The organism is Paenibacillus popilliae ATCC 14706, from assembly GCF_000315235.1.
In the GTDB taxonomy this organism is placed as follows: Bacteria; Bacillota; Bacilli; order Paenibacillales; family Paenibacillaceae; genus Paenibacillus_B; species Paenibacillus_B popilliae.
Window position 1 is genome coordinate 68,625 of record NZ_BALG01000133.1, and the last position, 14,329, is coordinate 82,953.

Annotated in this window: 10 protein-coding genes; 5 read left to right on the forward strand and 5 right to left on the reverse strand. The window is 50.3% G+C overall.

What is annotated here, in order from left to right; translation table 11 throughout:
- Positions 1-186 precede the first annotated feature (186 nt).
- Positions 187-1,326 (forward strand): cyclic dehypoxanthinyl futalosine synthase, encoded by a 1,140-nt coding sequence (gene mqnC / locus PPOP_RS10095; RefSeq protein ID WP_006286204.1) that lies wholly within the window; start codon positions 187-189, stop codon positions 1,324-1,326.
- A 214-nt stretch (positions 1,327-1,540) separates the two neighbouring features.
- On the opposite strand, the gene pgtP is transcribed toward mqnC, so the two are convergent.
- From pgtP to PPOP_RS10120, 5 genes are all read right to left on the reverse strand, one after another.
- The gene (pgtP, locus tag PPOP_RS10100; protein ID WP_006286205.1) at positions 1,541-2,884 is read right to left on the reverse strand and encodes an MFS transporter; all 1,344 of its coding nucleotides are present in this window, start codon (positions 2,882-2,884) and stop codon (positions 1,541-1,543) included.
- A 3-nt stretch (positions 2,885-2,887) separates the two neighbouring features.
- Complete coding sequence (locus tag PPOP_RS10105; protein WP_006286206.1) at positions 2,888-3,931, reverse strand: ABC transporter substrate-binding protein; 1,044 nt, start codon at positions 3,929-3,931, stop codon at positions 2,888-2,890.
- Positions 3,928-4,749, reverse strand: coding sequence for a DUF3919 family protein (locus PPOP_RS10110; RefSeq protein ID WP_006286207.1), 822 nt, complete (start codon positions 4,747-4,749; stop codon positions 3,928-3,930). The genes PPOP_RS10105 and PPOP_RS10110 overlap by 4 nt, the downstream gene beginning before the upstream one ends.
- Positions 4,750-4,822: 73 nt before the next feature.
- Positions 4,823-6,262, reverse strand: a complete 1,440-nt coding sequence (locus PPOP_RS10115) for a sensor histidine kinase (protein ID WP_006286208.1) — start codon at positions 6,260-6,262, stop codon at positions 4,823-4,825.
- Between the two features lie 33 nt (positions 6,263-6,295).
- A complete protein-coding gene (locus PPOP_RS10120; RefSeq protein WP_006286209.1) occupies positions 6,296-6,973 on the reverse strand; it encodes a response regulator transcription factor in 678 nt (225 codons plus the stop codon).
- Positions 6,974-7,412: 439 nt separating this feature from the next.
- Here PPOP_RS10120 and ytxC point away from each other — a divergent pair, with 439 nt between their 5' ends.
- The 4 genes from ytxC to PPOP_RS10140 all read left to right on the forward strand — a co-directional run bounded on the left by ytxC (position 7,413) and on the right by PPOP_RS10140 (position 14,288).
- Positions 7,413-8,336: a putative sporulation protein YtxC gene (ytxC, locus tag PPOP_RS10125; RefSeq protein ID WP_006286210.1), complete on the forward strand. Its 924-nt coding sequence runs from the start codon at positions 7,413-7,415 to the stop codon at positions 8,334-8,336.
- Between the two features lie 491 nt (positions 8,337-8,827).
- A complete protein-coding gene (thrS, locus tag PPOP_RS10130) occupies positions 8,828-10,786 on the forward strand; it encodes a threonine--tRNA ligase (RefSeq protein WP_006286211.1) in 1,959 nt (652 codons plus the stop codon).
- An 866-nt stretch (positions 10,787-11,652) separates the two neighbouring features.
- Positions 11,653-11,850, forward strand: a complete 198-nt coding sequence (locus PPOP_RS10135) for a hypothetical protein (RefSeq protein ID WP_042228311.1) — start codon at positions 11,653-11,655, stop codon at positions 11,848-11,850.
- Between the two features lie 215 nt (positions 11,851-12,065).
- Complete coding sequence (locus PPOP_RS10140; RefSeq protein WP_006286214.1) at positions 12,066-14,288, forward strand: M1 family metallopeptidase; 2,223 nt, start codon at positions 12,066-12,068, stop codon at positions 14,286-14,288.
- Positions 14,289-14,329: the final 41 nt, after the last annotated feature.

Here is a 14,329-nt window from a genome sequence, read left to right on the forward strand (position 1 = left end):
TTATTGTGGTACGATTATGAAGTCATTGACATGAACGCTCCTATGCTTGATCGCGTAGCGGCGTATGTCAGGATCGGATATCGAATGACTTTGTGAATAGAGGAGCATCGTACTGGATGCATCCGCTTTGTGCTGCATGTACGCTCATACAGCATGCAACTTTTGAGAGAGGAAGTGACTGTGACGATGTCACCGATTGATCGCATTTTGGATAAAGCGCTGCGCGGTGAACGTATCGACACGGATGAGTGTGTGACGTTGTTCGCGTCCGATCAGGTGGAGAAGATCGGGCATGTCGCCAACCAGATCATGTTGAATTGGCATCCTGAACCGATCGCTACGTTCGTCATCGGACGTAATGTGAATTATACGAATATATGCGATACGTACTGCCGGTTCTGCGCGTTCTACCGCGTACCGGGTTCCAAAGAAGGCTACGTGCTTCCGGACGAAGTCATCTTCCAGAAGATTCAGGAAACGATCAATGTCGGCGGAACGGAAATTTTGATGCAGGGCGGAACGAATCCGGAGCTTCCGTTCAGCTATTATACGAATCTGCTCAAAGCGATTAAGGAGCGCTTCCCTAGAATTACGATGCATTCCTTCTCTCCGGCGGAAATATGGAAGATGAAGGAAGTATCGGACGGTTTGTCTCTGGAGGAAGTGGTGCGCATGATTCACGAGGCAGGGCTTGACTCCTTGCCAGGCGGCGGTGCAGAGATTCTGGACGATCGCACCCGCCGCAAAATCAGCCGACTCAAAGGCTCCTGGCGCGACTGGATGGATGTGATGCAGACCGCGCACAAGGTCGGCATGAACACGACCGGGACGATGGTCGTTGGTTTCGGCGAGCTCCTGGAGGAGCGCGCCCTTCATCTGGAGCGGATCCGCATCGCCCAGGACGAGTGCCTGGAGAACAAGTATCCGTCCAAGGGCTTCCTTGCCTTCATTCCATGGACGTTCCAATCGGAGAATACGAATATGAAGGGTGAGCCGGTCAGCCCGGAGGAATATTTGAAGACGCTGGCGATCAGCCGCATCTTCCTTGATAATATCTCGAACTTCCAGGCGTCCTGGGTAACGATGGGGCCAGAAGTGGGCAAGAAGACGCTAAGCTACGGCTGCAATGACTTCGGCAGCACAATGATTGAGGAAAATGTCGTCTCTGCGGCAGGAACGACGCATAAGGTCAACATTAGCAGTACGTTGCAGCTTATCCGCGAGGCCGGCAAAATTCCGGCGCAGCGGGACACGAAGTACAATATTTTGAAGGTGTTCAACGACGAGAACGTGAAGGTGGATTGCGACTTCGTCATGCAAAATTAATTCTGCCGGACGGCGGTCAACCTTATTATTGTTTTAGGATGCGCTTGATTGCGTTATTTTATTTATGAGGAAAGTTGAAGGTCCGGTGAACGCCGGTTCCAGAGTGTTGATAAAACTCCCGCAAAATGTTGAATAAATAGGAAACCCTCTGATGCCCAGCCCTGGTAGCGTGACATCAGAGGGTTATTTTTTATAATTTATATCCTGCTACGACTTACGCTTGGTTCGCAGCGTTAGCCAGCTTCTTCTTGCGACCGACCTGAATCATCGTCAGGAAGAGTGTTGCCAGTACGCCACTCAAGAGAAGCAACAGGAAGCAACCGTTCCAACCGGAGGATTCGACGATGAATCCAACAAGTGCGCTTGCAGTCAAGTTACCGAACAAGTAAGCGAACAAACCAGTCAAACCAACAGTTGTACCTACAGCGAACTTCGGTACGAAGTCGATTGCGCTAAGGCCAATCAAGAACTGCGGCACATAGATGAGACAGCCGATAATGGATACGGCGATAGTAATTACGAGGACGCTCGAAGACTGCCAATACACAAGCGTAGCCAACACGACGCCGATCATGCTGATAATACAGAGCGGCATCCGGTTGCCTTTGAACAACTTGTCGCTAAGCACACCGACGACGAGCGAGCTCAGAATGGCTGCCCATTCGAATACAGCAAATGCAATGTGATATTGCGATTGCGTGAAGCCTTTTTCTTCCGTCAAGTATAATGGTACCCAGTTCAAGACGCCGAAGCGAATGAAGTACACGAATACGTTCGCCAAGCACAGGTACCAGATGAATTTGTTTTTAAGTACATATTTGATCAAGATTTCTTTCATGGACAGCTTGTCGCCGTCTGGATTGCGTTCCACATCGTCATAATCGTTGCGATATTCATCGATTGGCGGCAGACCAACCGATTGTGGAGTATCCTTGCCGCAGAACCATACGAAAACGGCGATAATCATGGCCATAATCGAGGGAACGACGAAAATTCCGGTTTGCCAGTAAGCAGAGCCGAGAATCCCTAATGCAACACCGATGATTGGCGCGATAATGCCTCCGCCGATATTATGGGACGTATTCCAGATTCCCATATACGTACCGCGCTCTTTCTTCGAGAACCAGTTCGCCAGTACGATACTGCAAGGAGGAGCGCCCATCCCTTGAAACACCCCGTTCACGACAAGCATCATGAAGATGAGACCGAACGAGGAAGTAGATCCTAAGATAAGGTTAACTACGGCAGACAAGAACAAACCAACAGCGATAAATCGCTGCGTATGGGCTTTATCCGCCAAATTCCCCATGAAGAATTTGCTTATTCCGTAGGTAACGGCAAGTGCCGCGCTCAACATACCGATTTGAGAAGGGCTGAACCCGAACTCACTCTTCAAATAGGGTGTGGACAACGTAAAGTTGCTGCGTACTAAGTAGTAGCCTGCGTAACCGATAAAAATGCCGATTATAGTACGCATACGGAAAATTCGGTACATCTTCGCGATCATGTGCTCCGGCAATCGAGGTATGGCGGGAGCTTTTTTCAACCAACCAAACATTCTTCATTCTCCTTGACCTTTTTTGTCCGCACGCATTCTGTTCCACAGGTCTAGGATTTGCTCATGCCTACGCATAGAACTGTGTACAGGCAAGACAGCAGACTTCTCTACATCCTGCTTATTCTCGTGAACGGTCGGGGTGCCGTAAGACACTCGTTCCAAGACAGCCGCAGCCTCTTGTGACAAGCAGTAATTGATGAACCAGTCTGCAGCGGCCTCATTGGGCCCGTTCCGGATTTTCGATATGCCATTGGCGAATAGGCTCGTTTTTATCGGAACGCTGCTTACGATATCGAACCCGGCCTCGCGCAGCTTGCGCTGATCTCCCAGAAAGTTGATACCGATTGCATACTCGCCCGAGCTGACGTATTGTGCCGGCATGAAGCCGTTTACAGTAAGCAGACCGATATTGCGATTCAACTGTCGCAAATAATCGGAAGTTCTCTGCTCGCCCCATGCATCGTATAACGAGGCGATAAACGTGTACGCGGTTCCTGAATAATTCGGATCTGGCATGACGATCTTGCCGCGATATGCAGGAACAAGCAGTTCTTCCCACGTCTTAGGGAACTTCAACCCGAGCGGCGCAAATTCTTGATCCCAGCGTTCGCGATTAACCGCAATGGATAACTGCTCAACCTCGTAACCAGCCCAATAACTGTCCTCATCCTTGAACGGGAAAGGGATAAGATCCATATTTGCGCTGCGAATCGGGGAGGATAGATCCTCTTCCTTCATCGTCATGTGCGCATCGATCGTTCCCCCAATGACGAGATCCGCTTGCGGCTTCGTTGATTCCTGAGACACACGGCGCAATATCTCCTCTGTCGACAGTCGGATGTATTCGTACGTACATCCTGTTTGTTGACAGAATGAGGACAGCAGGGCACTGCCGACTTCTTCACGAGCGGCCACGTATGCAACCAGATGGCGCCCTTTCATGTCGGGCATACCTTGCTCATCCACAGTAATGACATGATGATCATTGGAACAGCCTGCCTGCGTAACGAGACAGACGAATAGTAAAAGGTAGAGTAATCGTGTCATCTTATATCCGCCTTTTCGTTCTTTCCATGAAGCAGCAGTTTCCCCAAGCCTGCCTGCAAATAAATCGAATTTCCGTTGTCATCGCCCATATATTGCATGACAACATAGCCGGAATAAACGACGATATGCAGGATATTGCTGCGGTCATTTTTCAGCTCCTTGTCCTCCTTGTATGCAGTAATAGAGCCGAGCGGCTCTTGCTTGCGGAGCAACAATTGCTTAATTTCGACCTGATCTTTGATTTCCAATGCTTGTTGAATGCTGGACACCAAGTAACCCTTTTCATGATCAAGCAAATTTCCTTGTACGCCGTCAGAACGGAAAGTGAGCCCCTTTGCAGTTCGTATGAATTGTGCGAAATGCTCGGGCGTAAAAAAAAGACTTTGCAGCTGAGTCTGCAGGGCAGTCAGCAGAGGAGTCTCATGTCCTGGGCCGTAAGACCATTTGCCTAGGGTAAAGGTGCTGCCAAGCTCAAAGGTCTGCTCGCTTCCGTTCAAATATTGGATGCGTCCCGAGAGAATGGCCTGTTCACTGTCGGTATCAGTAGACAGCTTCGGTTCATACTCCTGCTTGATCCGATCCATATAGGATACGAACGCGTGCAGACTTACCTCATCATTGACATGCAAAGATCCCCATTTCTGATGAGAAATTGTTGCTTGAACAGGAAGGGAATCGCTTACTTTTCGCAATACTTCATCCTTATCATTGATAATGCCGACCTTCTGATAGACCTGCTCATTCAGGAAGAACCCGGCAAAAGACAGCAATAGAATGATTCCCGTAAAAAGAAAGGCACTCCATATAAGCTTGTTCATTCTGCATTACTCTCCTTGCTCAGCATAAACAATCATCATTTCATAATTTCCACGGAATTGTTTCGCAAATGTATTATTTAGAGCATGTTGGCGTAGGATGTGTATCCAATGCTGCCGGTGAGCGGAATTGGAGCGTGATTGTCGTTCCGATCCCATCCTCGGATTGTATGGACATTTCTCCTCCTTGCAGGGCCATCAGCTGCTTGCATATTAGCAATCCGAAGCCATTGCCTGCGGTCGATGTCAGGGCTGCGTCCGATGAAGAGCTTTCGAACCGTGCAATGAGTGAATGGCTTATGCCGATTCCATCGTCCCGGATCGTAATTCGCTCTGCATTATCGCTTGATGTCTGTTGAATCACTAGCTCGGATGCATCGCTATATTTGATTGCGTTATCGAGCAGGTTCAGGAAAATCTGCTTCGTCTTATCCGGATCTGCGACAACTATTGTAGTTACTAGCTCGTTGTGCAGCCGAATCTGATATTTATCGAGTCGTGGCTGCATTATATACATGGCTTCGCTCGCAATCGCCGCGATATCGCATATGGTAGGAGATACCGAGAACGGGCTGTCTCCATACTTGGAATGGCTGAGCAGTTCCTCGACAAGTGTAAGCATGCGCTCGCTTTCCACGGAGATATGGCGCAGGCTTTCTTGAACATTCTTCGGATCCTTCAGACGTGGAATTAGGTTCGAATATCCCATAATCGCGGTCAGAGGCGTCTTTAGCTCATGGGTGACTCGATCCAGGAACTCGCGCTGCTTGTCCTTCTCCCGGCTTAGCTGCTTGATGTGCAGCTCGATTGCATCGGCCATTGCATGCAAGGAATGCGCCAGCTGACTTATTTCCTCATAACCGCTTAGTTCGATACGGCTGCCGTAATGGCCGTTGGCGAGCTTCTTCGCCATATCTCGAAGCTGCTCGATCGGTTTGCTCAGCGACTTGGCGAAGCGATTCGCAATCAACACGGCGGCAGCGAGAAGAAGCAAGCAAGCAACCGCGAAGGTGATCTTCATTCGCTTGAGCAGCTGTGATTCATTCTCCAAGGGCTGGAGGAATCGAATTAATCCGATGACTTGATTGTCGACGTAGATTGGGCTGGAGAACAGCAGCAATGGAGAAGGAGAGGCCTTTTGAATCATATAGGACTTACTGCCATGCATCGCTTGTTCCATATCCTGATTCACATAAGACAGCGCTCCACGCTCGGTATCGGCCAGGACGAGATGATGCGCGTTAATGAGCTGTACGCGAACGCCCATGCGCTTGGACAGATATGAGGCAATAAGCGGCGCGCCTTTTTGAAGCGTGAAGTCTGGTTTTCCTTTTTGTTCGCGCTCCACATAATTGATCGTGTAGATCTGAGCTTCTACGCTTAGCTTTTGCAGCGAATTGACCGCGGATTGATAAACATTATTCTGCAAAGAAATATCAAGCACGATATAGAGAAAAAGCATGACAGGAATGAATAGGGCAAGAAGTGCCAAGTGAAAGCGTTTTTGTAAAGTCATGGGTTGTCCACCTTGTTCAAAATGGCGTGCAAATCAACAATCTATTTTGTATCCGACGCCGTAAATGGTTTTGATTCGCTCTCCTTCTTTTCCTAGCTTTTTGCGGAGGCGCTGTATCATAATATCGACTGCTCTCGTATTTTCCGGATAATCAAGCTTCCACACCTTCATAAGGAGATCATCGCGAGTGAAGATACGCTGCTTATTGGATAATAACAGCAGAAGCAGATCATACTCTCGATACGTTAGCGTAATGTCCTGTCCGTTCACAACTATCGCGCGCTTTTCCGGATCGACTCGAAAAGGTCCGCAATGCATGATGCTGGATCCGGAGTTCGTCTGCTCTTGTTTTTTCATCCGTCTTTCGATCACCTTGATTCGGAGCAGCAGCTCCGTGCTGTGGAACGGCTTGACGAGGTAATCATCAGCGCCTAATTGCAGTCCCAGCAACTTGTCGTTGATTTGTCCTTTGGCGGTAAGCATGATGACGGGAACGTCTGAATTGCTGCTGCGGAACTCGCGTAGCAATTGATACCCATCTGTATCGGGAAGCATAACATCAAGAATAATCAAATCTATCTGTTGCGCCTGCCATTGTTCGTGAGCGGCTTGGCCGCTCGCGGCCGTGTGTACCGTGTAGCCTTCAATCTCGAGATTGAGACGGATGAGGTTCAAGATGCTCTGCTCGTCATCGACAACTAGAATATTCATCGCGTCCTCCTTCTAGGGCGTGGTTATCATTGATCGCACAAAAAAGCAGCCTGGCAAAAGGCCGCTCCTTCCTCTATTATACGGACATACCCATAACTGTACACGAAATGCTTCATCTTCAACACGGTAAAATATACTAGCTAATGCTTCGCAAGCCCTATTTCAATCGGATTTATAATCTCTGAATCCTTTTCGTGTTGTGGTGCGTATGGCCATGCAACGCAATACTTCAATTCGCCATGCCAAGCGAGCTTTTCTGACGGGTCGCGGCACAGTAGAGCTTTGCTCCTCACAGGATACCTTGTCTGACGTACATTCCATCAGCTTGTCAGACGAACTCTCCAGCGCTTGTCCGGTTTGCCTTCATTTCCAGGAGTCACTTCGTATATCTGTTTCTTCAGTCCCATATACTGAATAAGGAACAGAAAGGAGTGGGCGTATGGAACTGTTCACGTTAACGCTCCCGAATGCGTCACGGGAAGAGGTTTTGTCTTTAAGCAAATTGCTGCAGCAGGAGCTGGGTGATTTACATAAAGAGCAGACGGTTATCCAATTGGATGTCACGTTCGGTGAACAGATGAGCTCCATTGCATGCAGCGGAGTGCTTCCTGATTTTCAATTAGCGCGCTATGGCGCTGAAGTGTGGAATCGAAGCGCCCGCGCCTTGGCCGAATTTATTCTGTCTGCCAAAGAAGATCAGCTTCTGCGCTCCTTGATTCAAAAAGATACGAGCTATGAGCCGGAGGAATGCGTCAAAATCGAAGATTATTGTCTGCTTCTATTGAGCGGCGGCGATGATACGGTTGCCGGTGGCAAGGAAGCGCGGCGGCGCCGCAAAAAGAAGGTGATGCGGGCCATCCGCAGTTATTTGGAGGAGAATTCCTTCCTTCAGATGGACGGGTTTATCCGCTTCCGGCTGCAGCCTTATATGGCCGAGCTCCAGGAAGTCGTCGATTATGCCGTGGGTGAATTTGTGCTTGAACGGCAATACCAGGAATTTATCGCACTGTTGAAATATTTTGTCTATATTCAGGAAACGAAGGTGCCGCTGGCGCATTTGATGCATAGCGGAGGCCATGATTTTACCTTGCTGAATGAGGAGCTGCAGCCGTTTGAGTCGAAGCATGTCATGGACGGCATGATCGTGGAAATGGTCGATTGCGATATGGAAATGGAGGACATGATTGTGAGTACGCTTATTCATGTCTCTCCGCAAAATATCGTCATTCATACTCGAGAGCCGGATTCGCAGGTCATCAAGACGATTCAGCAAATTTTCGAAGCGCGGGTTCATGTCTGTGTCCGCTGCAACGCCTGTCAAGCGATACTCTGGCAGAAGCAGGAGACGGCGCCTGATTTTTGAGGACGACGCGTCAGGCACCTGCTTGACCTTCTGCCGAAAATGCCATATAATATGGCATAATCAAACATGCGATACTATTCGCGATGCAACATGCTGTGACGAAGACAACAATAGCGAGACGGAACCGCCCAGAGAGAGGGACCTTGGCTGCAAGTCCCTTCGGTGGCCGCGCATATTGACCCCTTCGTAGCATTGGGCGGGAACCCCGGAGGCCGAACATGCGGTAATGCCGGACAGTATCGCTTAACGAGTCATTCCCGTTACCGAATGCTCAAGAACCGGACAGACCGATCGCAGGGAGCCGTTATGCGGTGATGCGAAAGTGCAGGCCTTCCGGTTGAATGAGGGTGGAACCACGGGTTAACTGCGTATTTGAACACTCGTCCCTTGCTAGGGACGGGTGTTTTTTGTTATTCGCGGGTTCGCAATGGCCGCACAGGTGGCGCATACGCATTCACAGCGCAACAGCTGAAATGAGGAGGTCCAACATCATGTCTATGGTCAAAGTAACTCTGCCCGACGGCGCCGTACGGGAGTATGCGCAGGGCACAACATTGGAGGAAGTCGCCGGTTCCATCAGCAGCGGCTTGAAGAAAAACGCACTGGCCGGCAAGTTGGCCGGCAAAATGGTCGATCTGGCGACGCCGATTGAGCATGACGCCGAGGTGGCGATTGTGACAGCGGATTCGGAGGAAGGGCTGGAGGTGATGCGTCATAGCACCGCCCATCTGATGGCGCAGGCGATTAAGCGCCTATACAAGGATGCGCATGTGCAGTTGGGCATCGGCCCGGTTATCGAGGACGGATTCTATTATGATATCGATCTCGATATTTCGTTGACGCCGGAAGATCTGCCGAAGATTGAGAAGGAAATGGCACGTATTATCGGGGAGAATCTGCCGATTACGCGCCGCGTTGTCTCCCGGGAAGAGGCGTTGGCGATCTATCGGGAGATGGGCGACGAGCTGAAGCTGGATCTGATTCGCGATCTGCCGGAGGATTCGGTGATCACCATTTATGATCAGGGCGAGTTCTTCGATCTGTGCCGCGGTCCGCATGTGCCGTCGACCGGCAAGATCAAGGTGTTCAAGCTGCTCAGCCTTGCCGGCGCTTATTGGCGTGGCAATTCGGACAACCAGATGCTGCAGCGGATTTACGGTACCGCCTTCCCGAAGAAGGCACAGTTGGACGAATACTTGCATTTCCTGGAGGAAGCGAAAAAACGGGATCACCGCAAGCTGGGCAAGGAACTGAAAATGTTCACCTTCTCCCGCGAAGTTGGCCAGGGGCTGCCGATCTGGCTGCCGAACGGGGCGACAATGCGCCGCACGATGGAGCGCTATATCGTCGACATGGAGGAGCGCCTCGGCTACAGCCACGTCTATACGCCGGTGTTGGCGAACGTCGAGCTATACAAGACGTCGGGCCACTGGGAGCACTACCAGGAAGACATGTTCCCGAAGATGGAGATGGACAATGAGGAGCTCGTGCTTCGTCCGATGAACTGCCCGCATCACATGATGGTGTACAAGAGCGAGATGCGCAGCTACCGCGACTTGCCGGTCCGGATTGCGGAGCTCGGCATGATGCATCGGTATGAGATGTCCGGCGCCTTGACGGGGCTCCACCGCGTGCGGGCGATGACGTTGAACGATGCTCATATTTTCTGCCGTCCGGATCAGATTAAGGAAGAGTTCGCACGCGTCATTACGCTGCTGCGCAAAGTATACGATGACTTCGGCATCAAGGAGTACCGCTTCCGCTTGTCCTACCGGGATCCGCAGGATACCGAGAAGTATTTCCGGGACGATGCGATGTGGGAGATGTCCCAGCGTATGCTCCGCGAAGTGGTCGAAGAACTGAGACTTCCGTTCTTCGAGGCCGAAGGGGAAGCCGCCTTCTACGGTCCGAAGGTCGACGTGCAGATCAAGACCGCGCTGGGCAGGGAAGAGACGCTGGGCACCGCGCAGCTGGACTTCCTGCTGCCGGAGCGCTTCCAGCTGGAATATGTCGGAGATGACGGGCAGAAGCATCGCCCGGTCGTCATTCACCGCGGCATTATCAGCACGATGGAGCGTATGACGGCGTTCCTACTGGAGAACTTCGCCGGCGCACTGCCGCTCTGGTTGGCGCCGGTTCAGGCGAAGGTGCTTCCGGTATCGCCGACCTATGAGGCGTATGCCAAGGAAGTGACCGAGAAGCTGCTCGATGCGGGCATTCGCGCGGAAGCCGATGTGCGGAACGAGAAGCTCGGCTACAAAATCCGTGAAGCGCAGCTGGAGAAAATGCCTTACATGCTCGTCGTCGGCGAGAATGAGAAGAACGAAGGCGCCGTCTCCGTCCGCAAGCGCGGAGAAGGCGATCTGGGCATGAAGCCGCTCGCGGAACTTATCGGCTTGATGCAGGAAGAGATCCGGACGCGCCATATCGCGGAGCCGAAGGAACAATAATCTGCATGGCCTGCCAGCACGCGGACGAAGCCGAAGCTTCGCGGGCCGAGTGGTCAATACGGTGAAGTCATTGCAAGACGCCTGCCGCTGACAGGCGTCTTCTGTTGATCTGTATGTCTATTGGATTCGCCCTGAGCGGATACGGCAATGTCAGTGTCGAGGTTCATACATGACTATGATAAATAGTTCCCTTCATTCAAATGGTAATTGTAATATAGTCCTACAAGCTCTGAACGGGACTTAACATGATATCTAATAAATAAATTATTTATATGTACACGAATCATGGAAACGCTTAAATGCATGACATCATGAACTGGGGAAGCTATAGATGCCAAATGATTTCGACCTTCCATTCTAGGTAAATATACTAGTGTATTCCTTAATTTCGCGAAATGAAAAGCACTGCTTTGGATAACTTCCTTATCAATACGAGTAGTTTCAACATGGTTATGAAGCACAGGTGAGTATACATATAATAGGTTTAGCTCCGATAATTAATTGTTTCTTATTCACCATATTTTATCTCCTAATAATGTCGCCTCATTTCTTTATTTTCATTTCTAACCAATATCCTACTAACCGGAATTACTACGAAAAAAAGAAAGGGACGTACAAAAAAACAATTTCAAAACCGCGTGGAGTTGGTTGGTTAAGCTTTTCGATTAAGTATTTGGCAGCAGGTGGTACTAGAGGATACACAGAAACAAAATATATTACCTCGCATTTCGTTTCTAATATTAATGGTAGACATGAAAATTTTAAAACAGTGTCTACCACTGAATCTGGTGCGCAATGGATTGTAGTAAATTTAGTACCTGGATCTAAGATTCCAACTCATTGCTATGGGGGCCTATACTTTTCTGATGCAGGTGGATGGTTTTGCTGATTCTATTTCTATGAATGCATACGTAAAGCCTGCTCCAGGGCAATATATCAGAAAAACCCTTGTTGAGAATAGAGGGCTGCTGGAGGGAATTCCGCTGTCTTTTTTGGCTGCTTCCCAGTTGCGGCACGCCGGCTCCCTGCCGATGACGCGGCGTAGCGGGCTTGAAACCAAATAGAAGATGAGCGCCCGCCTGATGCCTGACTTCGATTCGATGTTCCGGGTCTCACTGCGTTAAGCTTTCTATTATCGGGGGGACAAAATGATAGGATCGGCGGTTATGTTGCAAGTTTGTAAGTTTCCGATAAGGGAAAACACTGGTATTCCGCTTCTCACCTCCATTACAATAGGAATAACAGCAAGACCTATCTGTAAGGACAAGGAGTGGGGATTTTGATAAAAATAACAGGACGCCAACGGCTGCATACGACCTTGGCGGCAGCGATGGCCTTCACGATGCTGGCGGTCCCTCTGGCCGGGACAGGCACCGCCTATGCCCAGGAGAATTCCAAGCCTGGCTTGGCACAGCATGCTTCTACAGCGGAACAGGCGAAGCGGGAAGTCGCTGCACAGGTTCAATATGATATTCAAGCGAAGTTGGACACGGAGAAGATGACGATTACCGGCAAGCAGACCGTAACGTACCGCAATACGTCTTCCGACCCGCTTCATGATGTCGTCTTCCGTTTGTTCGCCGATGCGAACCGCTCGAAGGAGACCCAGCCGACCATGTTTGCCGGGAACAATGAGCAGATCGCCAAGGATAATCCCGATAAGAAGCCGGAGGACTTTCTCGGTGGAATCGACATAATCAGCGTGAAGGATACGAGCACAGGACAGACGCTCGACTACCAGAAGGAGAATCAGGCGCTGACGGTTCCGTTGGCGAAGACATTGAAGGAAGGGGAAGCGGTGACGCTGGAGCTGGAATTCAAGACGAAGATTCCGTTCGGCGAGCAACGACTATCCTATTACGAAGACATTGTAAATGGCGCGCATTGGTTCCCGGTCATGTCGGTCTATGACGGGAAGACGCATATTTGGGCGAAAAAGCCGTACAGCAAAACGTTCGAATCCGATTATTACGATATAGCTGATTATCACGTCAGCTTGAATGTCCCGGAAGAGCTGCAGGTGGCGATGCCGGGCCAACTGACCGAATCGGCGGCAGAGGCCGGACGCAAAACGGTCACGGCCCAGGCCAACAATACCCGGGAGTTCGTATTCTTCGCTAGCCCGAAGTACCATAAGGCGAGCAAAACGGTAAACGGCTTAACGGTGGAATATTATTATTACAATGACGACAATGATGCGAAAAAGACGGACGTTATTCATCAATATATCGATCAGGCGTTCAAGGCGATCAGCTTCTTCAGCAAGAAGTTCGGACCTTACGACTATCCGGAATTCCGCATTGTGGAATCCCATGTCCAGGGCTATGCCGTCGAATTCTCAAGACTTATCCAAATGGGGCTGGTTCGTCCGCAGGACGATCCGGAGAATAATACGGCCTTCGTGCACGAGATTGCGCATCAATGGTTCCATTCCATCATCGGCAATGATTCGGAGCATGAATCGTTCCTTGATGAAGGCTTTGCCGACTTCGCCATGGCCTATTTCTATGAAGCGCAGGGCAATAAGATAAGCGGCTTCGACGGCGTACGGATGGATGAATATTCACTGGAAGCAACGATCAACTCCACGAATGACAATGTGGGCGACGCTCCAGATGCCGTATTTTACAAAAAAGGCCGCCAGGCTATATACGAACTGTACCGTACGGTGGGACAAGCCAAATTCGATGCGTTCATGAAGGCATATTATGATCGCTACGCTTACCGGAACGCGACAGTCGAAGGGCTGCTGCAGACGATAGAGGAGCAGTTCGGGACCGAGATTCGCCAGCGGATGGATGAGAATCTGAACAAGCCGAATTATGAGCTCAAGGCTGAATTCCGGATGACCGAAGCGGAGAAAGCGAACTTCGGCCGGACGACGATGACTCAAATATACGACGCCATCCTGGGCCAACATCCAGATCTTCCGCAACAATCGATGCTCCGCATCATGGACAAGACGCTGCAGGGCGAGCCGCTGGCCATCGTGCTGAGCGATTCCGTAAGCCCGGAAGCCGCGGCGCAGCAGGAGATCGTGAAGGACAGCCTCCTTAATATGCTGGATTCGTGGGGATTGAAGGCTACGGTGTTGACGGAGCGGCAGGCGATTAAGAAAAATATGGAGACGACGCTGGCGAAGAGCAATGTTATCGCGATCGGCAATTCGTCGAAGAACGCCTTCGTGCAAGCGATGAAGCCTCAACTCGTGGAGAAATCGGCACAATCCGGTTTCACATGGAAGGAAGTGATGGGCAAGCGTGGGCTCTATGGCGCTTACGGCACCGTTCATCCGTATAACAAGAACCGGCTTGTGGTGCATTATTTCTGGACCGATGATCATATCAATGACAAGGCGGCAGAGGCATTTTTGCCATTGGCTGGCTTCAGCACCTTATTCCCGACGCAGAATTTCTACCAGTATAACGTATTTAATCCAGACGGCACGATCTATAAGGAGAAGGTTACCGAGAATCCGATTTCCCAAATTTTTCAGCAATAATAGAAATCGATATTCTACACCGCAGGGGATGTATTCCCCTG